26 protein-coding genes are annotated in these 23,999 nt (G+C 69.5%); 1 reads left to right on the forward strand and 25 read right to left on the reverse strand.

The features are described from left to right. Nucleotides 1–34: 34 nt before the first annotated feature. The 4 genes from ACXJMZ_RS15285 to ACXJMZ_RS15300 all read right to left on the reverse strand — a co-directional run bounded on the left by ACXJMZ_RS15285 (nucleotide 35) and on the right by ACXJMZ_RS15300 (nucleotide 3,452). Nucleotides 35–376, reverse strand: coding sequence for an STAS domain-containing protein (locus ACXJMZ_RS15285; RefSeq protein WP_457030573.1), 342 nt, complete (start codon nucleotides 374–376; stop codon nucleotides 35–37). A gap of 237 nt (nucleotides 377–613) precedes the next feature. Then, nucleotides 614–1,480, reverse strand: a complete 867-nt coding sequence (locus tag ACXJMZ_RS15290) for a 3-hydroxyacyl-CoA dehydrogenase family protein (protein ID WP_457030574.1) — start codon at nucleotides 1,478–1,480, stop codon at nucleotides 614–616. 131 nt (nucleotides 1,481–1,611) lie between these two features. Beyond that, nucleotides 1,612–2,262 (reverse strand): response regulator, encoded by a 651-nt coding sequence (locus tag ACXJMZ_RS15295; protein WP_457030575.1) that lies wholly within the window; start codon nucleotides 2,260–2,262, stop codon nucleotides 1,612–1,614. Next, entirely contained in the window at nucleotides 2,259–3,452 is a 1,194-nt protein-coding gene (locus ACXJMZ_RS15300; RefSeq protein WP_457030576.1) for a sensor histidine kinase, read from the reverse strand. Before ACXJMZ_RS15300 ends, ACXJMZ_RS15295 begins: the two co-directional genes overlap by 4 nt. Nucleotides 3,453–3,603: 151 nt before the next feature. Here ACXJMZ_RS15300 and ACXJMZ_RS15305 point away from each other — a divergent pair, with 151 nt between their 5' ends. Further along, on the forward strand, nucleotides 3,604–4,146 hold the full coding sequence (locus ACXJMZ_RS15305) for a hypothetical protein (RefSeq protein ID WP_457030577.1): 543 nt from the start codon (nucleotides 3,604–3,606) through the stop codon (nucleotides 4,144–4,146). Nucleotides 4,147–4,153: 7 nt separating this feature from the next. Here ACXJMZ_RS15305 and ACXJMZ_RS15310 read toward each other — a convergent pair whose 3' ends face one another. The 21 genes from ACXJMZ_RS15310 to rho all read right to left on the reverse strand — a co-directional run. After that, nucleotides 4,154–4,726 carry a cob(I)yrinic acid a,c-diamide adenosyltransferase gene (locus ACXJMZ_RS15310; RefSeq protein WP_057226829.1) on the reverse strand — a complete coding sequence of 191 codons (573 nt, stop codon included), beginning with the start codon at nucleotides 4,724–4,726 and terminating at the stop codon, nucleotides 4,154–4,156. A gap of 32 nt (nucleotides 4,727–4,758) precedes the next feature. Then, nucleotides 4,759–5,142 carry a VOC family protein gene (locus ACXJMZ_RS15315; RefSeq protein WP_457030578.1) on the reverse strand — a complete coding sequence of 128 codons (384 nt, stop codon included), beginning with the start codon at nucleotides 5,140–5,142 and terminating at the stop codon, nucleotides 4,759–4,761. Nucleotides 5,143–5,204: 62 nt separating this feature from the next. Further along, nucleotides 5,205–5,705: a DUF2550 domain-containing protein gene (locus tag ACXJMZ_RS15320; RefSeq protein WP_057226835.1), complete on the reverse strand. Its 501-nt coding sequence runs from the start codon at nucleotides 5,703–5,705 to the stop codon at nucleotides 5,205–5,207. 180 nt (nucleotides 5,706–5,885) lie between these two features. Next, nucleotides 5,886–6,266, reverse strand: a complete 381-nt coding sequence (locus ACXJMZ_RS15325) for a F0F1 ATP synthase subunit epsilon (protein WP_457030579.1) — start codon at nucleotides 6,264–6,266, stop codon at nucleotides 5,886–5,888. 197 nt (nucleotides 6,267–6,463) lie between these two features. Beyond that, nucleotides 6,464–7,909, reverse strand: a complete 1,446-nt coding sequence (gene atpD / locus ACXJMZ_RS15330; protein WP_457030580.1) for a F0F1 ATP synthase subunit beta — start codon at nucleotides 7,907–7,909, stop codon at nucleotides 6,464–6,466. Nucleotides 7,910–7,911: 2 nt separating this feature from the next. Beyond that, complete coding sequence (locus tag ACXJMZ_RS15335) at nucleotides 7,912–8,826, reverse strand: F0F1 ATP synthase subunit gamma (protein ID WP_457030581.1); 915 nt, start codon at nucleotides 8,824–8,826, stop codon at nucleotides 7,912–7,914. A 32-nt stretch (nucleotides 8,827–8,858) separates the two neighbouring features. Next, the gene (gene atpA, locus ACXJMZ_RS15340; RefSeq protein ID WP_057226847.1) at nucleotides 8,859–10,433 is read right to left on the reverse strand and encodes a F0F1 ATP synthase subunit alpha; all 1,575 of its coding nucleotides are present in this window, start codon (nucleotides 10,431–10,433) and stop codon (nucleotides 8,859–8,861) included. A gap of 177 nt (nucleotides 10,434–10,610) precedes the next feature. After that, complete coding sequence (locus ACXJMZ_RS15345; RefSeq protein WP_457030582.1) at nucleotides 10,611–11,426, reverse strand: F0F1 ATP synthase subunit delta; 816 nt, start codon at nucleotides 11,424–11,426, stop codon at nucleotides 10,611–10,613. Next, nucleotides 11,423–11,989 carry a F0F1 ATP synthase subunit B gene (locus ACXJMZ_RS15350; RefSeq protein WP_457030583.1) on the reverse strand — a complete coding sequence of 189 codons (567 nt, stop codon included), beginning with the start codon at nucleotides 11,987–11,989 and terminating at the stop codon, nucleotides 11,423–11,425. Before ACXJMZ_RS15350 ends, ACXJMZ_RS15345 begins: the two co-directional genes overlap by 4 nt. Before the next feature lie 47 nt (nucleotides 11,990–12,036). Continuing rightward, nucleotides 12,037–12,270, reverse strand: coding sequence for an ATP synthase F0 subunit C (gene atpE / locus ACXJMZ_RS15355; protein WP_457030584.1), 234 nt, complete (start codon nucleotides 12,268–12,270; stop codon nucleotides 12,037–12,039). 84 nt (nucleotides 12,271–12,354) lie between these two features. After that, nucleotides 12,355–13,185, reverse strand: coding sequence for a F0F1 ATP synthase subunit A (atpB, locus tag ACXJMZ_RS15360; protein ID WP_457030585.1), 831 nt, complete (start codon nucleotides 13,183–13,185; stop codon nucleotides 12,355–12,357). 264 nt (nucleotides 13,186–13,449) lie between these two features. Further along, on the reverse strand, nucleotides 13,450–13,875 hold the full coding sequence (locus ACXJMZ_RS15365; RefSeq protein ID WP_457030586.1) for a hypothetical protein: 426 nt from the start codon (nucleotides 13,873–13,875) through the stop codon (nucleotides 13,450–13,452). A 287-nt stretch (nucleotides 13,876–14,162) separates the two neighbouring features. Next, a complete protein-coding gene (locus ACXJMZ_RS15370) occupies nucleotides 14,163–15,473 on the reverse strand; it encodes an MraY family glycosyltransferase (protein WP_457030587.1) in 1,311 nt (436 codons plus the stop codon). Nucleotides 15,474–15,625: 152 nt separating this feature from the next. After that, nucleotides 15,626–16,885: a serine hydroxymethyltransferase gene (locus ACXJMZ_RS15375; protein ID WP_457030588.1), complete on the reverse strand. Its 1,260-nt coding sequence runs from the start codon at nucleotides 16,883–16,885 to the stop codon at nucleotides 15,626–15,628. Between the two features lie 250 nt (nucleotides 16,886–17,135). Continuing rightward, nucleotides 17,136–17,768 (reverse strand): arsenate reductase/protein-tyrosine-phosphatase family protein, encoded by a 633-nt coding sequence (locus ACXJMZ_RS15380; RefSeq protein WP_057227921.1) that lies wholly within the window; start codon nucleotides 17,766–17,768, stop codon nucleotides 17,136–17,138. A gap of 38 nt (nucleotides 17,769–17,806) precedes the next feature. After that, the gene (locus tag ACXJMZ_RS15385) at nucleotides 17,807–18,454 is read right to left on the reverse strand and encodes an L-threonylcarbamoyladenylate synthase (protein WP_457030589.1); all 648 of its coding nucleotides are present in this window, start codon (nucleotides 18,452–18,454) and stop codon (nucleotides 17,807–17,809) included. Nucleotides 18,455–18,570: 116 nt separating this feature from the next. After that, nucleotides 18,571–19,437, reverse strand: coding sequence for a peptide chain release factor N(5)-glutamine methyltransferase (gene prmC / locus ACXJMZ_RS15390; RefSeq protein ID WP_057226874.1), 867 nt, complete (start codon nucleotides 19,435–19,437; stop codon nucleotides 18,571–18,573). A gap of 20 nt (nucleotides 19,438–19,457) precedes the next feature. Then, a complete protein-coding gene (gene prfA, locus ACXJMZ_RS15395) occupies nucleotides 19,458–20,537 on the reverse strand; it encodes a peptide chain release factor 1 (protein ID WP_457030590.1) in 1,080 nt (359 codons plus the stop codon). 124 nt (nucleotides 20,538–20,661) lie between these two features. After that, the gene (rpmE, locus tag ACXJMZ_RS15400; RefSeq protein WP_457030591.1) at nucleotides 20,662–20,886 is read right to left on the reverse strand and encodes a 50S ribosomal protein L31; all 225 of its coding nucleotides are present in this window, start codon (nucleotides 20,884–20,886) and stop codon (nucleotides 20,662–20,664) included. 130 nt (nucleotides 20,887–21,016) lie between these two features. Then, nucleotides 21,017–22,132, reverse strand: a complete 1,116-nt coding sequence (locus tag ACXJMZ_RS15405) for an LCP family protein (RefSeq protein ID WP_457030592.1) — start codon at nucleotides 22,130–22,132, stop codon at nucleotides 21,017–21,019. A 159-nt stretch (nucleotides 22,133–22,291) separates the two neighbouring features. After that, nucleotides 22,292–23,999: transcription termination factor Rho (rho, locus tag ACXJMZ_RS15410; protein ID WP_457030593.1), on the reverse strand; the 1,708-nt coding region annotated here is incomplete at its 5' end.

Below are 23,999 nucleotides of genomic sequence, written 5' to 3' on the forward strand. Positions count from 1 at the left end.
CCGTTGCACTATCCAGGGCCCTGACATGGACGCTCTAGGTGGTCGCGCCGAGCGGGAGGGTGCTGCCGTACGGGTCGGGAACGGCGCCCTCGACCGCCAGGATGCGGTGCAGCCGGGTGGCCACCAGCAGGCGCTGGAGCTGGGCCGGGACGCAGCGCAGCACCAGCCGGCGGCCGAGCCGGCCGGCCCGGCGGTGGGTGCCCATGATGACGCCGAGCCCGGTGGCGTCCCAGAACTCGAGGCCGGAGAGGTCGAGCACCAGGTCACCCTGGCCGCCGTCGACCGCCTGGTGCAGCAGGGCGCGGGCGTCGGCGGCGCTGCGCACGTCTAGGCGGCCCTGAATGGCCATGCCGCGGTGGTCGCCGATGATGCGCATGCTCTCCTCCTTCGCCGGTCGTGTCGGTACGGCCAGAGCCGGTCTCCCCTCCATCATCTGACGGTGGATCAGCCGGTCAGGTTGCTGGCCACCACCAGATCCGAGGCAAGTTCACTCGTCCGATGGAATAGAGGGAATATACGCAGTCGGACTCCACACGCATGCTCGATTCCCACCCAAATCACCCGTCTGCGGCGGAGTCGTGAGCAAGCTCACCCACGACCCCGCCCAGAACGGCTACTTGCCGTACGGGTAGAAGCCCTGACCGCTCTTGCGGCCCAGGTCACCTGCGGTGACCATGCGGGCCATGATCTCCGGCGCGGCGAACTTCTCGTCCTGGGTCTCGGCGTAGATGTTCCGCGCCGCGTGCAGCAGGATGTCCACGCCGGTCAGGTCGGCGGTCTGCAGCGGGCCCATCGGGTGCCCGAAGCCGAGCCGGCAGGCGGTGTCGATGTCCTCGGCGCTGGCCACGCCCGACTCGTACAGCTTGGCCGCCTCGACCACCAGCGCGGTGATCAGACGGGTGGTCACGAAGCCGGCCACGTCGCGGTTGACCACCACGACCTCCTTGCCGACACCCTCGGCGAAGGCCCGGGCGGTGGCCAGCGTGGCGTCGCTGGTCTTGTAGCCGCGGACCAGCTCGACCAGCTTCATCAGCGGCACCGGCGAGAAGAAGTGCACGCCGACCACGGACTCGGGCCGCGCGGTGGCGGCGGCGATCCGGGTGATCGGGATGGCCGAGGTGTTGGAGGCCAGCACCGCACCGTCCTTGGCCAGCTTGTCCAGCTCGCGGAAGACCGCTTCCTTGACCTCGAGCTGCTCGAAGACCGCCTCGACCACGATGTCCGCGGTGGCGACCGCGCCCAGGTCGGTGGTGGTGGTGATCCGCCCGAGCGCCGCCTCGGCCTGGTCGGCCGTCAGCTTGCCCTTGGACACGAACTTCTCGTACGACGCGCGGATGCCGTCCATCCCGCGCTGCAGCGCGGCGTCGGTGACGTCCCGCAGCACCACCTGGTGCCCGGCCTGCGCGGAGACCTGCGCGATGCCCGCGCCCATCAGCCCTGCGCCGATCACGGCGATCTGCTGGCTGGATACGTTGCTCATGGCTACCCCTAAGCTCCTGAAGGCGGCTCAGGGCAGGGATCACCCACCGGAGCCGCGCCGCTCACGCGCCGGACTCTAGTGCCAGCAGCGCCCCTGTGGTGCGAATGACGGGTGTGACGCTCCTGACGTGCTCACCGGGCCACCAGCCCCAAGTCCTGCGCCAGGATCGCCGCCTGGACCCGACTGCGCAGCTCCAGTTTGGCCAGGATCCGGCTGACATGGGTCTTGGTGGTCGCCTCCGCCATCTCCAGCCGCTCGGCGATCTCCCCGTTCGACAGCCCGCCCCCGAGGCAGGCCAGCACCTCCCGTTCGCGCGGGGTCAGCGCCTCCACCGCCGCCCGGGCCTTCGGCTGGTCCGGGCGGCCCGGCCGGGCGAAGGTGCCGATCAGACGGCGGGTCACCGAGGGCGCCAGTATCCCGTCGCCCCGGGCCACCGTGTGGATGCCCTCGATCAGCGCGTCCGCCTCCAGGTCCTTGAGCAGGAAGCCCGCCGCCCCGGCCCGCAACGCCCCGTAGACGTACTCGTCCAGGTCGAAGGTGGTCAGCATCAGTACCTGCCCGGCGCCCGCCTCGACCACCTGCCGGGTCGCCGCCACCCCGTCCAGCCGGGGCATCTGAACGTCCATCAGCACCACGTCGGGCCGCAGCTCCAGCGCCAGCCGGACGGCCTGTTCACCGTCGGCCGCCTCCCCGACCACCTCCAGCCCCGGGTCGGAGCGCAGGATCAGCACCAGCGCGGCCCGTACCGCCGCCTGGTCCTCGGCCACCACTACCCGGATCACGATGTCTCCTTCGTCCTCGGCTCGCGCGGCAGCATCGCACGGACCCGCCAGCAGTCCTCCTCAGGACCGGCCGTGAAGCTGCCCCCGAGCAGCCCGGCCCGCTCCGCCATCCCGACCAGCCCCGCCCTGGCACCGGGCAGCGACCGCCCCTCCCCCGGCCGGTACGGACTGTCCACCGCGATCGCCAACTCCTGCCCCCCGTAGGCCAGCCCGACCTGCACGGCGCCCGGGGCGGCGTGCTTGAGCGCGTTGGTCAGCGACTCCTGGACGATCCGGTACGCCGCCAGCTCGACCGGCGCGGACAGCTCGCCGCGCTCCCCCTGCTCGGTGAGCCCGAAGGTCAGCCCGGCGGCCCGCCCGCTCTCCGACGCCTTGGCCAGCAGGCTGTCCAGCGCGTCCAGCCGGGGTGCCGCGAAGCTCTCCTCGTCACCGGCCCTGAGCAGCCCGATCATCCGCCGCATCTCGGCCAGCCCCTGCACACTGTTCTCCCGGATCACCGCCATCGCGGCCAGCAGCGGGTCGTCCGGGTCCCGGTTCTGCCGCCGGGCCAGCGACTGCGCGCCGGTGGCGTGGATGGCGATCGCGGACAGGTGGTTGGCCACCACGTCGTGCAGCTCCCTGGCCATCCTGGCCCGTTCCGCGACCACCGCGCCGCGCCGGTCGAACTCGGCCAGCAGCGCCGTCTGCTGGGCCCGCAGCCGCTCGGTCTCCGCCTCGTCCCGGTGCTTGCGGACCAGGTCGGCGGTCCACACCGGGCCGAGGAAGATCAGCGCGCAGAGCACCGCCACCAGCAGACCGCTGGAGACCGAGCCGTAGAGGATCGCCAGGCTGGAGAGCAGCACCGTGCAGCCGATCCCGGTCAGGTGCAGCACCTGCGACATCCTGGCGCTGCCGTACAGCACCGCCGCGTACAGCAGGTCGGTGTACATCAGCATGGAGGCGACCAGCGAGCCGGCGAACACCGTACCGATGAAGACCAGCCCGCCCAGCGACGCCGTCCAGACCGGGTGGGTCCGGCGGAACAGCTCCAGCACCGCCGTGGCCAGCAGCGGCAGGGCCACCACCCAGCCGGGGATGTCGTCGGAGCGGTCGTAGGCACCGAACGCGATCAGCAGCAGACCACCGAGCAGCCCGAAGGCCGCGATCGCCCGGTCCTCCTGGCGCGGGGTGAGGTCGAAGGGGAGCACCACCCCATCTCACCACTGCGGGTGCCCCGGCCGGACGAGCCGTACGGAGGAGGGGACTACATCGAAGGATGCACCGCCGGTTCGGCAGTGCCGACGACGCCGGGGACCGCACGGCGCGAAAGGCTGGAAGCCGTCCCCGAGGAGGAGAAATCCCATGATCGTCACACTCGTGGTGGCCGGCGAGATCGGTTTCTGGGTCGTCCTCGCCCTCGCCCTGGCCGCCCGCTACCTGCTCAGGTGGCGCACCGTCAGCACCGCGCTGCTGCTCGGCCTGCCCCTGATCGACCTGGTGATCCTGCTGCTCACCGTGCTCGACCTGCGGCACGGCACGGTGGCGAGCTGGACGCACGGCCTGGCCGCCGCCTACGTGGGCTTCTCGGTCGCCTACGGGCACTACCTGGTGACCTGGGCCGACGCCCGCGTCCAGCACCGTTTCGCGGGCGGCCCCGAGCCGGTCGCCGCCCCGAAGTACGGCTCCGCCCGGGCCGTCCACGAATGGAAGATCTTCGCCCGCACCACGCTCGCGGCGGCGATCACCCTGACCCTGATCGCCGCCATGACCTGGCTGGTCGACGACCCGGCGCGGACCGGGGCGCTCGACTTCTGGTACCGACGGATGGGCTGGGTGCTCGCGATCAGCCTGGTGATCGCGGGCAGCTACACGGTCTTCCCGAAGAAGGCCCCGGGCGGCCGCTGACCGTCCGTCAGCGGTTCTCGCCCGGGACCCAGAGGACGTCGCCGCGCTCCTTGTTGGCCGCCCTGGCCAGGATGAAGAGCAGGTCGGAGAGGCGGTTGAGGTACTTGGCGGTGAGCGGGTTGACGCTGTCGCCGTGCTCCTCGATCGCCGCCCAGGTGGCCCGCTCGGCTCGCCGGACCACGGTGCAGGCCAGGTGCAGGTGGGCGGCGCCGGGGGTGCCGCCCGGGAGGATGAAGCTGCGCAGCTTCTCCAGCTGCTCCAGGTAGTGGTCGCAGTCGGTCTCCAGGCGGTCCACGTAGGACTGGAGCACCCGCAGCGGCGGGTACTTCGGGTCCTCGACCACCGGGGTGGCCAGGTCCGCGCCGACGTCGAACAGGTCGTTCTGGACCCGGACCAGCACCGTGGCGATGTCCTCGTCCAGCGCACCGACGGCCAGCGCCACGCCGATCGCGGCGTTGGCCTCGTTGGTGTCGGCGTAGGCGACCAGCCGGGGGTCGGTCTTGGTCGTCCGGCTCATGTCACCGAGCGCGGTGGTGCCGTCATCGCCGGTACGGGTGTAGATGCGCGTGAGATTGACCATGCGCGGCAGCCTAACGGCACGGTCAGCACGCGTTAATGCTCCTGGTGCATGATGCAGAGCACGTTGCCCTCGCAGTCCTTGAACCACGCGGCAGCACCGTCAGGCCACTCGGCCACGCCGTCGGTGGTCTTCATACCGGGCATGTCGTAGTCCTCGAACACCACGCCGTTCGAACGGAGCTGCGCCATCTCGGCCTTGAGGTCGGCGACCTCGAAGTCCATCTGGGTGTGGCCGGCCCGCTCGCTGACCTGGGTCGTGTAGAGGCCGAACTTGCCGCCGGCCGTCTCGTACATGACGCCGGACTCGGACTCTACGACCGGGTCCATACCGAGCTTGTCGTGGTACCAGCGCTTGGCCCGGTCCATGTCGGCGACCGGCAGGGTGGTGTGGGTGGCAATCGCTTCGGCCAACATCATTGGCCTCCTTCTCGGAGCGGTCCCCCCGGAGGTGTGGTCCCCCTCAGACCAGTGTGGCGCGCTCAGGCGACGTTCACTCGCTGGCCGGGCGGGGCGGCTTCGAGCCAGGCCAGGAAGCCGGTCAACGCGTCGTCGCTCATGGCCAGTTCGAGCGGGACGCCGTTGTGCAGGCAGCGCAGCACGACCGAGCCGGAGAGCAGGGCGAGCTCCTCCTGGCCCTCGGGGTAGCGGCGGCCGAGCACCTCGATCTCCCGGCGCGGCAGCACCTTGCGCGGGCGCGGGGCGTAGGAGAAGACCCGGAACCACTCGATCGAGTCACCGCTGTAGCGGCCGATACCAAAAACCCACCCCTTGCCGTCGGTCACCGGGACCGGGGCGGAGGTGGGCTCACCGTTGCTGTCGAGATCGGGCTGCGTGGAGGCGTCGGCCGGCATTTTGAGCCGGTAACTGCAGTCGAAGGTGCCGCCTACTCGCTGGATCACCCGGCGGCGTACCGCGAAGACCACCAAACCCAGCACGCAGAGCGCCACGACCGCCGCGCACACCACAAGGGCGAGGACCATGCTCACCGACCTCCTCGCTACCCGCATCCCCGTTGCCGGTCGTATCAACGACGGCGGCACTGTCCTACCAACTGATACGACAGTCCCGGGGTCACGCTCTCGCGTCCCCGGGACCGTCGGTTTAGACCCTCCGGTAGTCGGGGGGTCTTAACCAGCCCACTAGGGGCTGACGTGCGTTGTTCAGGCGGCCTTGCGATGGCCGACCGCGAGCAGGCGGACCTCGGCGCGACGCTCGGCGTGCGCGTCGAGGTCGCTCTTGGCGGTCTCCAGCGCACGCTCCGCGCGGGCGACGTCGATCTCGTCCGCCAGCTCGGCGATCTCCGCGAGCAGAGAAAGCTTGTTGTCGGCGAAGGAGATGAAGCCACCGTGCACGGCGGCGACGACGGTGCCACCGTCGGTGGTGCGGATGGTGACCGGACCGGTCTCCAGCACGCTCAGCACCGGGGTGTGACCCGGCATGATGCCGGTGTCACCGGAGGCCGTACGGGCGACAACGATGGTGGCCGCACCGGACCACACCTTGCGGTCGGCTGCGACCAGCTCGACGTGCAGCTCAGCCAACGTGGGCTCCTAGGCTCTTGCGACCGCCGAATGCCTCGGCGATTGCGGTAAGAATAACGGGCCCGCGCCCCCGGCATGAAACCAAGGACACGGAGATGACCGGGATCACAACGAATCCCCCGGTCTAGCCGTGAGGGGCGGCCCCCAGGGACGGGGACCACCCCTCACGGTCAGTCATGCGGTCGGGCGGGCCGGAACTACTTCTTGGCCAGCTCGGCGGCGTTGCGCTCGAGGTCCTCGATGCCACCGCACATGAAGAACGCCTGCTCCGGCGTCGAGTCGTACTTGCCGTCCGCGATCGCGTTGAAGGCCTCGATGGTCTCCGACAGCGGCACGGTCGAACCCTCGACACCGGTGAACTGCTTCGCCACGTAGGTGTTCTGGGAGAGGAAGCGCTCGATCCGACGTGCGCGGTGCACGGTGATCTTGTCGTCCTCGGACAGCTCGTCGATACCGAGAATCGCGATGATGTCCTGGAGGTCCTTGTACTTCTGCAGGATCCCCTTGACGCGAATCGCGGTGTCGTAGTGGTCCTGCGCGATGTAGCGCGGGTCCAGGATGCGGGACGTGGAGTCCAGCGGGTCGACGGCCGGGTAGATGCCCTTCTCGGAGATCGGACGGGAGAGAACCGTCGTCGCGTCGAGGTGGGCGAAGGTGGTGGCCGGCGCCGGGTCGGTCAGGTCGTCCGCGGGGACGTAGATCGCCTGCATCGAGGTGATCGAGTGACCGCGGGTCGAGGTGATGCGCTCCTGGAGGAGGCCCATCTCGTCGGCCAGGTTCGGCTGGTAACCCACCGCGGAGGGCATCCGGCCGAGCAGGGTCGACACCTCGGAACCGGCCTGGGTGAACCGGAAGATGTTGTCGATGAAGAGGAGCACGTCCTGCTTCTCGACGTCACGGAAGTACTCCGCCATGGTCAGCGCGGAGAGCGCGACCCGCAGACGGGTGCCCGGCGGCTCGTCCATCTGGCCGAAGACCAGCGCGGTCTTGTCCAGAACGCCCGAGTCGACCATCTCGTGGATGAGGTCGTTGCCCTCACGGGTGCGCTCGCCGACACCGGCGAAGACCGACACACCACCGAAGTTCTCGGCGACGCGGTAGATCATCTCCTGGATGAGGACGGTCTTGCCGACACCCGCGCCACCGAACAGACCGATCTTGCCACCGGTCACGTACGGGGTGAGCAGGTCGATGACCTTGATGCCGGTCTCGAACATCTCGGTCTTCGACTCGAGCTCGGAGAAGTTCGGGGCCTTGCGGTGGATGGGCCACCGGACCTCGACCTGCTTCTCGAACTCGGCCTTGTCGACGTTCAGCACCTCACCGAGGGCGTTGAAGACCTTGCCCTTGGTGATCTGGCCGACCGGGACGGAGATCGCCGAACCGGTGTCGGTGACGACCGCGCCGCGGACCAGGCCATCGGTCGGCTGCATCGAGATGCCGCGGATCAGGCCGTCGCCGAGGTGCTGCGCAACCTCGAGGGTCAGGATCTTGATGCCGGTGCCGTCGGGGTTGTCCACCTCGACGTGCAGGGCGTTGTACATGCTCGGAATCGCGTCGACGGGGAACTCCACGTCGACGACCGGGCCGATGACCCGCGCGACGCGGCCCGTCGCCGTGGTCGGCTCAACTGTGGTGGTCATTCTCATTCGCTCCCGCGGCTAGCGTCGGCGAGGGCGTTGGCACCGCCGACGATCTCGCTGATTTCCTGGGTGATCTCGGCCTGACGGGCCGAGTTGGCAAGCCGCGTGAGCGACTTGATGAGCTCTCCCGCATTGTCGGTCGCGGACTTCATCGCGCGCCGACGGGCGGCGTGCTCCGAAGCGGCCGACTGCAGCAGCGCGTTGTAGATCCGGCTCTCGACGTACCGCGGCAGCAGGGCGTCGAGGACGCCCTCGGCCGACGGCTCGAAGTCGTACAGCGGGAAGATCTCGGCCTTGGCCGGCCTGTCGTCGCTGAGCTGGACCTCGTCCAGCTTCAGCGGCAGCAGCCGGGCGTCCACGGCAGTCTGAGTCAGCATCGACTCGAACTTGGTGGACACCAGGTGGAGCTCGTCCACCCCACCGGTCTCGGCGGTGAACGCCTCGATCAGATCGGCCGCGACCATCTTCGCGTCACCGTAGGTCGGCTTGTCGGAGAAGCCCGTCCACGATCCCGCGACCTCGAGGTTGCGGAAGTTGTAGTACGAGACGCTCTTCCGGCCGACCAGGTAGGTCACCACGTCCTTGCCCTCGGCACGGAGCTTGGCGCTGAGCGCCACACCCTGCTTGATGGCGTTGGTCGAGTAACCACCGGCGAGACCACGGTCCGCCGCGATCACCAGCACCGCGGCACGCGCGGCGTTGGGGTTCTCGGTGGTCAGCGGGTGCTTGGCGTTGGACCGGGTGGCCACCGCCGTCACCGCGCGGGTGAGCTCATCGGCGTACGGAGTGGAGGCGGCCACCGCGCGCTGCGCCTTGACGATGCGCGACGCGGAGATCATCTCCATCGCCTTGGTGATCTTCTTCGTCGCGGTGACAGAGCGGATCCGGCGCTTGTAGACCCGAAGCTGTGCTCCCATGGGTCGTTACGTCCTTTCCCTCGCTACCGGACTCAGGCCTGCTCGCCGAGGAGCTTGCCGTCGGCGGTCGTGAAACCGAGCTTGAACGCCGCGATCGCCTCGGTGAGCGCGTCGATCGTGCCGTCCTCGAGCTTGCTGGTCTCGACGATGCCCGCGAGCAGGTCCTTCTTCGAGGTCCGCAGGTGGTCGAGGAACTCGCGCTCGAAGCGGCGGATGTCCGCCACCGGGACGTCGTCCAGCTTGCCCGTGGTGCCGGCCCAGATCGAGACGACCTGCTCCTCGACCGGGAACGGCTGGTACTGACCCTGCTTCAGCAGCTCGATCATGCGCGCACCGCGCTCCAGCTGAGCCTTGGAGGCCGGGTCCAGGTCGGAACCGAAGGCGGCGAACGCCTCCAGCTCACGGAACTGGGCCAGGTCCAGGCGCAGACGGCCGGCGACCGACTTCATCGCCTTGATCTGGGCCGAGCCACCGACGCGGGAGACCGAGATACCGACGTTCACGGCCGGGCGGATGCCGGCGTTGAACAGGTCGGACTCCAGGAAGATCTGGCCGTCGGTGATCGAGATGACGTTGGTCGGGATGTACGCCGACACGTCGTTGGCCTTGGTCTCGATGATCGGCAGACCGGTCATCGAGCCCGCGCCCAGCGCGTCGCCGAGCTTCGCGCAACGCTCCAGCAGACGGGAGTGCAGGTAGAAGACGTCACCCGGGTAGGCCTCGCGGCCCGGCGGACGACGGAGCAGCAGCGACACGGAGCGGTACGCCTCGGCCTGCTTCGACAGGTCGTCGAAGATGATGAGGACGTGCTTGCCGTCGTACATCCACTCCTGGCCGATGGCCGAACCGGTGTACGGGGCGAGGTACTTGAAACCGGCCGGGTCCGAGGCGGGAGCAGCCACGATGGTGGTGTACTCCAGCGCGCCGGCCTCCTCCAGGGCGCCACGGACGGACGCGATGGTGGAGCCCTTCTGGCCCACGGCGACGTAGATGCAGCGAACCTGCTTCTTCGGGTCGCCCGAGTGCCAGTTGTCGCGCTGGTTGATGATCGTGTCGATCGCCACCGCGGTCTTGCCGGTCTGGCGGTCGCCGATGATCAGCTGACGCTGGCCACGGCCGATCGGGGTCATCGCGTCGATGGCCTTGATGCCGGTCTGCATCGGCTCGTGCACCGACTTGCGGACCATGACACCCGGAGCCTGCAGCTCCAGGGCACGACGGCCGCTGGAGGCGATGTCGCCCAGGCCGTCGATCGGGTTGCCCAGCGGGTCCACGACGCGGCCGAGGTAACCCTCGCCGACCGGAACGGAGAGGACCTCGCCGGTGCGGTGCACCGTCTGACCCTCCTCGATGCCGCTGAACTCGCCGAGGACGACGACACCGATCTCGCGGGTGTCGAGGTTCAGCGCGAGGCCGAGGGTGCCGTCCTCGAACTTCAGCAGCTCGTTGGCCATGACCGAGGGAAGACCCTCGACCTTGGCAATACCGTCCATGGCCTCGGTGACCGTACCGACCTCTTCACGCGAGGCGGCGTCCGGCTGGTACGACTGGACAAAGTCGGCCAGCGCGTCCCGGATTTCCTCCGGACGGATCGTAAGCTCCGCCATCAGGCTTCCCTGCTCTCCTAGTTTGCGATCCTCGGCCCGCCATTGAGGGCCGCAAGTATTCGACTCTCGGCCGGGTCATGCGAACCGGCCGTACGATTTGCCGGCTCCGAGGAGCCGCTGTGCGACTTCCCGGCGGAGCCGGTTCCCGACCGAGGGTCGGATGGTGCTGGTGGGTCGTCAGCCTTCGAGGGCCTGGCGAGCGCCTTCGAGGCGGCTCGACACGGTGCCGTCGATGATCTCGTCACCGATCTGCACCCGGACACCACCCTGGACCGTGGGGTCCACGTCGATGTTCAGGTGCACCTGGCGGCCGTAGAGCCGGCCGAGCGCACTGCCCAGGCGGTCCTTCTGACCGTCCGACAGTGGAACGGCGGTGGTGACCAGGGCCACCACGCGACCACGCCGGGCAGCGGCGAGCTTGGAGTAGGACTCCAGGCCGTGCTCCAGGCTACGACCACGCGGGTCGGTGACCAGCGTGCTGACCAGACGGGCGGTGCCCGCGTTCACCCGGCCACCGAGCAGCTTCTTGACCAGCTCCGCCTTGGCGGCGGGACCGGCCTTCGGCTCGGTGAGGGCGCTGCGCAGCTCGTGCGAGCCGCTGACGATCCGTCCGAAACGGAACAGCTCGTCCTCGACGTCGTCCAGCTGACCGGCCTTGTCGGCCGCGATGATCTCGGCGTACGCGGCGAGTTCCTCGACCGCGTCCGCGAAGTCACGGCCACCGGACCAGCGGGACCGGACCAGGCCGGAGACCAGGTCGACGACCTCGCCGGAGACCTGACCGGCCAGCAGCGTGCCGACCAGCTGGGCCTTGTCCTGACCGGACCGCGAGGGGTCGGTCAGCACCCGGCGGAGCGAGACCTCGCGGTCCAGCAGCGCCGTCACGGCGGTGAGTTCCTGGGCGAGCTTGGCCGCGTCCACCGAGGTGTTGTCGGTCAGGCTCTCGAGGTTCTCCCGGCCGGCGGCCAGGGCCTCACGGCTGGCGCCGATCACTTGGACGCACCCTGGGCCGCAGAGGCCTTGGCCTCCAGGTCGTCCAGGAAGCGGTCGATCACGCCACTCTGCCGGGCGGAGTCCTCGAGGGACTCGCCGACGATGCGGGAGGCGAGCTGCGAGGCGAGCGAGCCGACGTCCTGACGCAGGACGGCAGTTGCCTGCTTCTTGTCGGCCTCGATCTGCGCGTGGCCGGCGGCGACGATGGACTCGCGCTGACGCTGGCCCTCCTCGCGCATCTCGGCGACCAGGGCAGCGCCCTGCTCACGAGCCTGCTCGTTGATACGAGCGGCCTCGTGACGCGCCTCGGAGAGCTCGGCACGGTACTGCTCAAGCAGGGCCTGGGCCTCGGCCTGAGCGGCTTCCGCACGCTCCATGCCGCCCTCGATCGCGTCCCGGCGGTCCGCCAGCACCTTTTCGATGCTGGGCAGGAGCTTCTTGCCGAGGATGCCGAAGACGATGAAGAAGCAGAGCAGGCCGATGACGACCTCGGGCCACTCGGGCAGGAGGGGGTTCATCTTCTCCCCCTCCTCCGCGAGGAGGAGTGCCACGGAGGCGCTCATATCTGAACCTTTCGTCGAAAGGGGCTACGACGGGTAATTACGGTGAATTACTTGCCGGTGCCGAAGACGAACGGCATGACGATGCCGATGAGGGCGAGCGCCTCGGTCAGCGCGAAGCCGATGAACATGTTGGAACGGATCAGGCCGGCAGCCTCGGGCTGACGGGCCATGGCCTGGACACCGTTGCCGAAGATCAGACCAACACCGATGCCGGGGCCGATCGCGGCGAGGCCGTAACCGACGGAGGCGATGGAACCGGTGAGCTCAGCGAGCTGTGCCATTTCAGCTTGTCCTTTTCAGGGGTGTTAACCGGCGGTGGTTGGCCACCGGCAGTACGGGGGGATCTGGCGGGTGCTACAAGCGGGTCAGTGCGCTTCTTCGAGCGCACCGGCGATGTAGCTGCTGGCCAGCATCACGAAGATGTAGGCCTGCAGGAACTGGACCAGCAGCTCGAAGGCGGTCAGCGCGAGGGTCACCACGAAGGAGACCGAGCCGTACGCCGCGCCCAGGCTCGGGCTGAGCAGGTACCAGGAGGCAATGGAGAACATCACGATCAGCAGGTGGCCGGCGAACATGTTCGCGAAGGCTCGGACCGCGAGCGTGAAGGGACGCACGAAGATGTTCGAGAAGAACTCGATCGGCACCAGGATGAACATGACCCAGCCGGGGATACCCGACGGCCAGCAGAGGTTCTTGAAGCCGCCGACGAAGCCGTGCGTCTTGAAGGTCAGGAACATGTAGGTGAACCAGACCACGGCCGCCAGGCCGGCCGGGAACGCGATCGCCGCCATCACAGGGAACTGTGCGAACGGAATGATCGACATGATGTTCATGATCCAGATGAAGAAGAACATCGTGACCAGCATCGGGACGTACTTCTCGCCCTTTTTGCCGATCGTCTCCAGCACGATGGACCGCTTGACGAAGTCGTAACCGATCTCACCGACCAGCTGGAGCTTGCCGGGGAGCAGCTTCGGCTTGGCGAACGCCGCCCAGAAGAAGGCGATCACCAGGAAAGCGCAGAGGAACGCCAGCAGCATCGGCTTGTTGAACTCGATGCTGCCGATGGTGAAGATCGGCTCGAACTCGAACTCGTTGAGGCCAGGGGCGGGGAAGCCGCAACCGGAGAACAGGTGGCATCCGGCCTCAGAGGCGAGCTGCGTTACGTCAGCACCCACCACAGACTCCTTCGTCATGACGCATGGTTACGGCAACCTCGGTGTGTCGGCGCGGCCTGGGGCCACGGTGCGGCACTGGAACTTGATGGATATCTCGCCGACCCTGCGCGGCATCGTCCGACGCCGCGGGATCCTTGAAGACTCTGTGAGCCCGGGGGGCGATCCGTCCGCTCGGCGGAGAGACCTGGCCACGTCCCGTACTCGTTCGTCGCGACGGACGATAGCAGTCCGTCAGGACGGCATAAACACCGCCCCCCTCGTGCGAGGGACAGCCGGAGCCGGTCACGGCTTGCTGTCCTTCTGGTCCGAGGAGTCGTTCTGTACGTAGTACAGCTTGGCCTTCATGCCCGCGCGGACCTGGAATCCTGTGAAGATCAGAACGCAGCCGAGCAGCGTGAAGGCGAACACTTTGGTGTCGAAGAGTGTGGTGCCTCTGAACACTGCGAGCACGATGCCCACCAGCAGGATCTGCGTGGTGTAGACCAGCAGTGCGCCGGCCATCAACATGTGCGGGTTGTTCCTGGTCAGCCGGTCGAGCGCGATCTGACCCGAGATGAAGAAAGCCAGCACCAGCAGCGTCGCAGCGAGAGCACCGATCAGGCCCTTCGTCCCCACGACCGCAGCCGAGATCGCGACGGCGACAACTCCGGCAACCGCAGTGGAGATTGCGGCGCCGCGGAACGGGATCCGGGCGTCGTGGGACGGCATGTCGGCAGCTCCGGCGGCATGTCGAGAAACGGGGGGACGGCGCTTGGGACGCGGTGATGGCACCGCACCGAGGACACCAGCCGTGGGCCCACCGCTCTGCGGCAGGACCGTCGATGGAGACCGATCAGGGACGGAAGTCCTTCACCTGTCAGGTCTTTCGGCGTGTTCTCGGTACTCGTGAACGGTATCACAAACTATTTGATGAGAGCTTTACCATGTAGGTGTGGTACCTGTCACACCGACAGCCCAACCGTGCCGCCGTACGGGTGACGACAGTTGACGACCGGTCAGCTCCGCTGCTCGCCCCTCGCACTGACCGCGGTGGCGCCGGTGCCGAGCCGGCCGAGCAGCTCCTTGTCGTCGGCCGAGAGCTCCGCCATCGCCGGCGCCCCGGCGGGTGCCGTGGTGGGTGCGGCGGCCGGAGCCGGGCTCTCCTTGCGGTAGCGCGGCGGCACGAAGGCCTGCACGACCCGGGGGGCGCGCGGGCGGAACCGGGGCATCATCAGCACCACGATGCCGAGCAGGCAGAGCCCCGCCAGCCCGAGCACCAGCGTCCGGCCCCGGCCCGGCACCGAGAAGGCCACCGTGCCGAACGCGATCAGCGCGGCCCAGAAGTACATGATCAGCACGGCCCGGCTGTGCGAGTGCCCGACCTCCAGCAGCCGGTGGTGCAGGTGCTGCTTGTCCGCCGTGAACGGGGACTTGCCCGCCCAGGTCCGGCGGACCACCGCGAGCAGCAGGTCGGCCAGCGGCAGCGCGATCACGGTGAGCGGGAGCAGCAGCGGGATGTAGATCGGCACCAACTCGTGCACCGTGGCGGTCTGCGAACCGGTCTGATCGGTGATCAGGTCCGGGTCGACCCGGCCGGTGATCGAGATCGCGGCGACCGCGAGCATCAGGCCGAGCATCATCGAACCGGAGTCGCCCATGAAGATCCGGGCCGGGTGCAGGTTGTGCGGCAGGAAGCCCAGGCACATCCCGATCAGCACCGCGCTGAACAGCACGGCGGGGGCCGCGTCGTTGATGCCGTAGCCGTACCAGAGCCGGTACGAGTAGAGGAAGAACGCCATCGCGGCGATGCAGACCATGCCGCCGGCCAGACCGTCCAGGCCGTCGATGAAGTTCACCGCGTTGACCATCACGACCACCAGGGTGACCGAGATGACCATGCCCATGGTCGGGGTGACCGAGACCGGGCCGACGCCGGGCACCGGGATCGAGATCACCGTGACGCCCTGCCAGACCATCACACCGGCGGCGATCATCTGCCCGCCGAGCTTCACCAGGGCGTCCACGCCCCACTTGTCGTCCAGCACGCCGAGCAGCCACATGATCCCGGCGCCGGCCAGCAGCGCCCGGATGTCCGCGCTCTGGATGAACAGGTTGCCCAGGTGGGTCAGCTGCGAGGCGACCATCAGACCGGCGCACAGACCGCCGAACATCGCGATCCCGCCCAGCCGGGGCGTCGGCTCCCGGTGCACGTCGCGGGCCCGGACCGGCGGCATCGCGCCGGCCACGATCGCGAACTTCCGGACCGGACCGGTCAACAGGTAGGTGACGGCCGCCGTCACGAACAGGACCAGCAGATACTCACGCACCACTGACCTCCTGCGCGACGGTCCGACCGGTGGGTACCGAAGGTACCCCCGTGATTGCCCGGGATTCGAGGTGCGTCGCCACGGAGCACACCTTATTGAGTCGGACGCGCCGCGTGTGCATCGCGGTTCGCCTTCCCGGGCAATCCGGTCCGTCAGTTTTCGCCGAGCGAGGCCGCCAGCTCCCTGACCCGGGCGCCGATCTCGGCCTGCGCACCCCCGCTGAGCAGGCGTCCGATCAGTTCACCGACCTCCGTCATCTGCTCGACGGTCATCCCCTGGGCCGCCACCGCACCTGTGCCCAAACGGATACCGGAGGTCTCGGCGGGCGGAGCCGGATCGTACGGGAGTGCGCACTTGCCGAGCATCAGTCCGGCCGCCGCGCAGCGGCGCTCGGCCTCGACACCGGTCAGGCCGAGCGCTCCGACGTCCGCCGTCACCAGCTGGGTGTCGGTGCCACCGGTCTGCGGGGGCGCGCCGGCCGCGCCGAGCGCCCCGGCCAGGGAGCGTGCACCGTCCACCGCGCGCTGGAGGTACGCAACGAACTCCGGCGTGCCCGCCTGCGCGAACGCCACCGCCTTGCCCGCCACCTCGTTCATCGCCGCCCCGCCCTGGCTGAACGGGAACACCGCCCGGTCCACCCGCCCGGCCAGCTGCTCCGAGCAGAGCAGCAGCCCGCCACGCGGCCCGCGCAGCAGCTTGTGGGTGGCCGCCACCGTGACGTCCGCGTACGGCACCGGGCTCGGCGCCAGGCCCGCCGCGACCAGCCCGGTGGTCTGCGCCGTGTCGGCGATCAGATAGGCGTCCACCTCGTCGGCGATCTCCCGGAAGGCGGCCCAGTCCAGGTGCCGGGGGTAGGAGATCCCGCCCGCGACGATCGCCTTCGGCCGGTGCAGCCTGGCCAGCTCGCGGACCTGGTCGTAGTCCAGCAGCTGGTCCTGCTCGCGCACGCCGTAGCCGACGAAGTCGAACCAGCGGCCGGAGAAGTTCGCCCGCGAGCCGCAGCTCAGGTGCCCGCCGTGCTCCAGCGACATCGCCAGCACCAGGTCACCCGGTCGCAGCAGCGCCGCGTACGCCGCCAGCATCGCCGAAGTCCCGGACCGGGGCTGGACGTTGGCGTGTTCGGCGGCGAACAGCCGCTTCGCCCGGTCGACCGCGAGCAGCTCGGCGGCATCCGCGAGGGCGCAGCCGCTGTGATGGCGGTGGCCCGGATAGCCCTCGGCGTACTTGTCCACCAGCGGGCCGCCCAGCGCGGCCAGCACCGCCGGGGTGGTGAGGTTCTCCCCCGCCAGCAGCTGCAGGCTCTCCGCTCGGCGGCCGGCCTCGGCGGCGAGCAGGTCGGCGAGTTGCGGATCCGCCTCCCGCAGCGCGGCGGGGGCGGTCCAGGAGAGCTGCACATCTTGGGTGACGGTCATGGCAAAGCTCCCGGGCAGCGGACATTTCGGGCGGCATCACCCAGCGTAGGCCGGGCCTCGCCCGACGGCCCGTCAGCGCACCCACTCGGGGCTACGACTTTTGCATGCCGCCGAGCATCTACGGTCAGGGGCTCGGGGAACTGCGAGGAGATCTGGCATGCGGATCACTGCGCAAGTGCCTGACCACGTACGCACGGATCACCTTGTACGAGGCCCGCGTCGCAGTTCCCCGAGCCCCTGAGGGTGCATGTCAGCGAGAGGTACCGGTCAGCGCCGTCACGACCGGGTCGAGGGCGTCGAATATCTCCTCGCCGCAGTTGCGGAACATGCCGATCGGGGCGCCGTACGGGTCGTCCACCTCGTCGGACTCCGGGGTCGCGGCGAGCAGCCAGCCGCGCAGCGCGGCGGCGGCCCGGACCAGGGCGCGGGCCCGCTCGGTGACGTGGGCGCCGCCCCGGGGGTCGGGCAGGGTGGAGGGGTCGATCCGCCGGACCAGCCGGGTGAACTCCTTGAGCGTGAAGGTCCGCAGACCGGCCGCGTGACCCATCGAGATCACCTGCGCCCGGTGGTCGAGCGTCGCGGTGAGCACCAGGTCGGCGTCGATCACGTGCTCGTCGAGCAGCTCACGCCCGGCGAAGCCGTCGGCGCCGACGCCGTACTCGCCGAGCACGGTGGCGGCGTGCGCCTCCATCGGGGCGCCCTCGTGCCCCCAGGTGCCCGCGCTCTCCACCACGATCCGGCCGGCGAAGTCCGCCAGCCGGGTGTCCAGCTCGTGCCGGGTCAGCCGCTCCGCGATCGGCGACCGGCAGACGTTCCCGGTGCAGACGAAGAGGATGCGGAACGAGTCGAGGGGCCGCGGCGAGACCGTGACGTACCCGGGTATGCCGAGGCCGGAGGAGGCGCCGTGCAGCGAGGCCGCTGTCAACTGCCGGCCTCCAGGTCCGGTACGACCTCCCTCAGCTGCTCGGCGCTGATCGCGCCGGCCCGCAGCAGGACCGGGACCTTGCCCGTGACGTCGACGATGGACGAGGCCGTCCCGAAGTCGGCGTTGCCGCCGTCCAGGTAGACCGAGACCGAGTCGCCGAGCTGGGCGAAGGCGTCGTCGCAGGTGGACGGCGAGGGGCCGCCGGTCCGGTTGGCGCTGGAGACCGCCATCGGGCCGACGTTGTTGAGCAGTTCGAGCGCGACCGGGTGCAGCGGCATCCGGACCGCGACGGTGCCCCGGGTGTCGCCCAAGTCCCAGCGCAGCGACGGCTGGTGCTTGGCCACCAGGGTCAGCCCGCCCGGCCAGAACGCGTCCACCAGCTCCCAGGCCTGCTCGGAGAAGTCCGTGACCAGACCGTGCAGCGTGGTCGGCGAGCCGACCAGCACCGGGGAGGGCATGTTGCGGCCGCGGCCCTTGGCGTCCAGCAGGGCGCCCACCGCCTCCGGGCTGAACGCGTCCGCACCGATCCCGTACAGGGTGTCGGTCGGCAGCACGACCAGCTCGCCCCTGCGGATCGCCGAGGCGGCCTCGCGCAGCCCGGTCTCACGGTCGCCTGCGTCGGCGCAGTCGTAGCGGCGGCTCATCGGTGCGGTCCCCTCTCGGAAAGCTGACTGGTCGTCACAGCGAAGCCTTACGCGCCGTCGTACTGTGCTCGATGTTCACAACGACGCCCTTCGGGCTGTTGTGCTGTGCTCCATGTTCACAACGACGCCCTTCGGGCTGTCGTGAAGCGCGGCCGGTTGTTCAGGTCCCGGTGGTCGGCGGCGTCCGTCCAGCCGCTCTCCTCGCGGAACACCCACGGCACCTGCCCGCCCTGGGTGTCGGCGTGCTCGATCACCACGACTCCCCCGGGCCGCAGCAGCCGGGCGGCGACCCGCTCGATGCCGCGGATCGCGTCCAGGCCGTCCTCGCCGGAGAACAGCGACATCTGCGGATCGTGGTCGCGGGCCTCGGGTGCCACGTACTCCCACTCGGTGAGCGGGATGTACGGCGGGTTGCTGATCACCAGGTCGAAGCGGCCGTCCCAGGAGCGGTCGTCCTCGAAGGCCCTGGTGGCGTCGCCCGCGTGCAGGGTGACCCGGGCCCGGTCCGAGCTGGCCTCGATGTTGCGCCGGGTGTACTTCATCGCGCCCTCGTCCAGCTCGAAGGCGTGCACGGTGGAGCGCGGCAGCTCCTGGGCCAGCGCCAGCGCGATCGCGCCGGAGCCGGTGCACAGGTCGACCACCAGCGGCTCGGCGACGTCCATGTCGCGCACGGCGTCTATGGCCCACTCGACCACCGACTCGGTCTCGGGCCTGGGCACGAAGACGCCGGGGCCGACCTCCAGCTCCAGGTAGCGGAAGAACGCCCGGCCGGTGATGTGCTGGAGCGGCTCGCGCGCCTCGCGGCGGGAGATAGCCTCCCAGTACCGGGCGTCGAACTCGCTGTCCTTCACCGTGTGCAGCTGGCTGCGCTTGACGCCGTGGACGTGTGCGGCGAGTTCCTCCGCGTCGAAGCGCGGCGACGGCACCCCGGCCGCGGCCAACCGCTGGGTGGCCTGGGCCACCTCGGCGAGCAGCAGGTTCATCCGTACACCCCTTGTCCGGGTCAGTTCTCCTGGGCGGCGGCGGCCAGCTTGGCCGCCGCGTCGGCGTCCACGCAGGACTGGATCACCGCGTTGAGCTCGCCGTCCAGCACCTGGTCCAGGTTGTACGACTTGAACCCGGTGCGGTGGTCGGAGATGCGGTTCTCCGGGAAGTTGTACGTCCGGATGCGCTCGGAGCGGTCCACGGTGCGGACCTGGCTGCGCCGGGCGTCCGAAGCCTCCAGGTCGGCCGCCTCCTGCGCGGCGGCCAGCAGCCGCGAACGCAGGATGCGCATGGCCTGCTCCTTGTTCTGCAGCTGGCTCTTCTCGTTCTGGCAGGACGCCACGATACCGGTCGGCAGGTGGGTGATCCGGACCGCCGAGTCGGTGGTGTTGACGGACTGCCCGCCCGGGCCCGAGGAGCGGTAGACGTCGATCCGCAGCTCGTTGGCGATGATCTCGACCTCGACCTCCTCGGCCTCCGGCGTGACCAGCACACCGGCCGCCGAGGTGTGGATCCGGCCCTGCGACTCGGTCGCCGGGACGCGCTGCACGCGGTGCACGCCACCCTCGTACTTGAGCCGGGCCCAGACCCCGAGGCCGGGCTCGGGGGTGCCCTTGGTCTTCACGGCGACCGAGACGTCCTTGTAGCCGCCGAGGTCGGACTCGTTGGCGTCGATGATCTCGGTCTTCCAGCCCACCCGCTCGGCGAACCGCAGGTACATCCGGAGCAGGTCGCCGGCGAACAGCGCGGACTCCTCGCCGCCCTCACCCGCCTTGACCTCCAGGATGACGTCCTTCTCGTCGTTGGGGTCGCGCGGCACCAACAGCACCCGCAGCTCTTCGGTCAGCTCGTCGCGGCGGGCCTCCGAGGACTTCATCTCGGCGATGAAGTCCGAGTCCTCGAGCGCGAGTTCACGTGCCGCCTCGATGTCCTCACCGGCCAGCTTCCAGGCCCGGTAGGTCCGCGTGATCGGGGTCAGCTCGGCATAGCGCTTGGCCAGCTTGCGAGCGTTCGCCTGGTCGGCGTGGACCGAGGGGTCGGCCAGCCTCGTCTCGAGGGCGGCGTGCTCGGTGAGGAGCTCTTCGACTGCCTCGAACATCGGGTGGGCCTACTTCCGCTGAAGCTGCATTGACAGGGCTGGCGAGTGGGGGAAGACGCGAACGGCGCCGATCCGTGCGCACCCACGAGTACATGGGTACGCCCGAACCGGCGCCGTACGGACGCTAGTCCTGCTTCGCGGAGAGCTTCTTGCCGAAGCGGGCCTCGAAGCGGGCGACGCGGCCACCGGTGTCCAGAATCTTCTGCTTGCCGGTGTAGAACGGGTGGCACTGCGAGCAGACCTCGGCGCGAATGACGCCACTGGTCTCGGTCGAGCGGGTCTGGAACTCGGCGCCGCAGGTGCAGGTCACGTTGGTGACCACGTACTCGGGGTGAGCGTTGGGCTTCAAGGGGTTCTCCTAGTGTTCGGGAGGGCACCGGGTCGGCAGCTGACAGCCGCACGTGAACCGGGACCGACGGACCAGTCTGCCAGGACTGACCGCTTCTTCCCAAACCGAGTGGCGGCCACCGATATTCCGGCTACCGGTGGGTGGCTTCCGCAGCCCCGCTCCTGGTGGACCCGGCCGCCGCCGACGGGGCCGCCTCGGCCGGGTTGGCCGGCTGGCTGCTGAGCACCGACTCGGGCACCACCCGGTCGGCGGCCAGCGCCCGCCACAGCTCGGCGGCCCGGGGTTCGGCCGGGATCACCCGGTTCAGGTCACTCGGTGCGGTCACCACCGGCAGGGTGACCATGCTGAGGTTCTCCGGGCCGATCGGCTTGAGGACGTCGGCCAGGCCGACCAGGGCGCTCACCGAGGCCAGCTCGGAGTCGGTGGTGATGCTCCTGGTGAGCTTGTCCCCCACCGACCAGAGCTTGGCCGGGTTGGAGGCCAGCCCCAGGCTCTTCACCTGCCCCAGCATCGACTTGACCATCTGCTTCTGCAGCTCGATCCGGCCCAGGTCACTGCCGTCGCCGACGCCGTGCCTGGTGCGGACGAAGGCCAGCGCCTGATCACCGTTCAACCGGTGCGTACCGGCGGCCAGGTGGAGCCCGCTGTCCTTGTCGTCGATGGCCACCGTGGTGGTCACACCGACCCCGCCGATGGCGTTCACGAAGTCCGCGAAGCCGGCGAAGTCGATCTCGACGAAGTGGTCCATCCGCAGCCCGGTGAGCTGCTCGGTGGTCTTCACCGCACAGGCCGGACCGCCGACCTCGTACGCGGTGTTGAACATCACGCTCTTCGCGGCCGGCACCGCCGCCCCGGTGCCGACGGCACTGCAGGCGGGCCGGGCGACCAGGGTGTCCCGGGGGATCGAGACCACGTCGGCCCGGGTGTGCGCCTGGTTGACGTGCACCACCATCGCGGTGTCCGACCGGGCGGTGCCGTCGGTCTGGCCACCGGCCAGGTCGCCGTTCTTGCCGTTGCGCGAGTCCGAGCCGAGCACCAGCACGTTGAACGAGCCGTTGGTCGAGGCGGGCGGCCGGGCGGTGCCCAGCTGGCCGTTGATGTCGACGCTCTTGATGTTCCCGTTGAGCTTCCAGTACGCGTACCCGGCCGCGCCGCCGCCGATCACCAGCAGCCCGGCCACCGTGCAGACGAGGGTCCTGCGCAGGCGTATCCGCCGGCTCAGGGCCTTGCGTCGGTGTTCGGCCATAGCGTCTCGTCCTCAGCTCTCTGGGGCTTGGTCGGTATGACCTTCATTCTGAGCATAAGGGAATCAGATACCGATAAGTCCGTTTCTTAAGTCGTGCTGAGAAGACGCGAAAGCCCCGGACCGCGGTTGCGGTCCGGGGCTTCGGGTTCAGCCGGGAGGTCAGTCCTGGCCGGGGGTGTTCTTGGCGATCTGCATCAGGAACTCGGCGTTGCTCTTGGTCTGCTTCAGCTTGTCCAGCAGCAGCTCCATCGCCTGCTGCGAGTCGAGCGCGTGCAGCACCCGGCGGAGCTTCCAGGTGATGGCCAACTCCTCGCTGCCCAGCAGGATCTCGTCCTTACGGGTGCTCGAGGCGTCGACGTCGACGGCCGGGAAGATCCGCTTGTCGGAGAGCTTGCGGTCGAGCCGGAGCTCCATGTTGCCGGTGCCCTTGAACTCCTCGAAGACCACCTCGTCGGCCCGCGAGCCGGTCTCCACCAGCGCGGTGGCGAGGATGGTCAGCGAGCCGCCGTTCTCGATGTTGCGCGCCGCGCCGAAGAACTTCTTCGGCGGGTAGAGCGCGGTCGAGTCGACACCACCGGACAGGATCCGGCCGGAGGCCGGCGCCGCCAGGTTGTAGGCACGGCCCAGGCGGGTGATCGAGTCCAGCAGGATGACCACGTCGTGGCCCAGCTCGACCAGGCGCTTGGCGCGCTCGATGGCCAGCTCGGCGACGACGGTGTGGTCCTCGGCCGGGCGGTCGAAGGTCGAGGAGATGACCTCGCCCTTCACCGACCGCTGCATGTCGGTGACCTCTTCCGGACGCTCGTCGACCAGGACGACCATCAGGTGGCACTCGGGGTTGTTGGTGGTGATCGCGTTGGCGATCGCCTGCATGATCATCGTCTTGCCGGTCTTCGGCGGGGCGACGATCAGGCCACGCTGGCCCTTACCGATCGGGGCGACCAGGTCGATGATGCGAGTGGTCAGGATGCCCGGGTCGGTCTCCAGTCGCAGGCGCTCCTGCGGGTAGAGCGGGGTCAGCTTGCCGAACTCGGGGCGGTTGCGGCCGCTCTCCGGGTCCATGCCGTTGACCGAGTCCAGCCGCACCATGGCGTTGAACTTCTCGCGGCGCTCGCCGTCCTTGGGCTGGCGCACCGCACCGGTGATCGCGTCACCCTTGCGCAGGCCGTTCTTGCGGACCTGGGCCAGCGAGACGTAGACGTCGTTCGAACCCGGCAGGTAGCCGGAGGTCCGCACGAAGGCGTAGTTGTCGAGGATGTCCAGGATGCCCGCGACCGGGATCAGCACATCGTCGTCGTTGACCTGGACCTCGGCCGGGCCGGCCTCGAAACGCTCGCCCCGGGTGCCGGCGCCGGTGCCACGGCCCCGGCGGTCGCGGTAGCGACCCCGACGGCCCCGACGGCCGTCACCGAACTCGTCGTCGTCGTAGCCACCGGCCTGCGGCTGCTGGCTCACGCTCTGCTGACGGTTCTGCTGCGGGGCACTGTCCTGGGCGCCGCCCTGCTGGGTCTGCTGACCCTGCTGACCCTGCTGGCGCTCGCCGCGCTCCGGACGGTCGGTACGGTCCCGACGGTTGCGGCGGTCCCGGCGGGACTCGCGGCTGTCGTCCTGACCGGCCTGGCTCTCGGTGGTCTCGGTGCGCTCGCCGCCCTCGCGACGGTCGCGCCGGTCCCGGCGGTCCCGGCGGGTCTCGGTCCGGCCGTCGGCGTCGAGCGTCCGGGCGTCGGTACGGGCCTCGGCGACCACGGTGGCGGTCGTCTCGGCGGCGGTCGCGGCCGCGGCCTCGGCGGTCGGCGCACCGGCGGCCGAGGTGGCCCGACGGCGGGTGCGCTCGGCACGGGCCGGGGCGGCGGTCTCGGCGGCAGCC

This window comes from Kitasatospora sp. P5_F3, assembly GCF_054049135.1.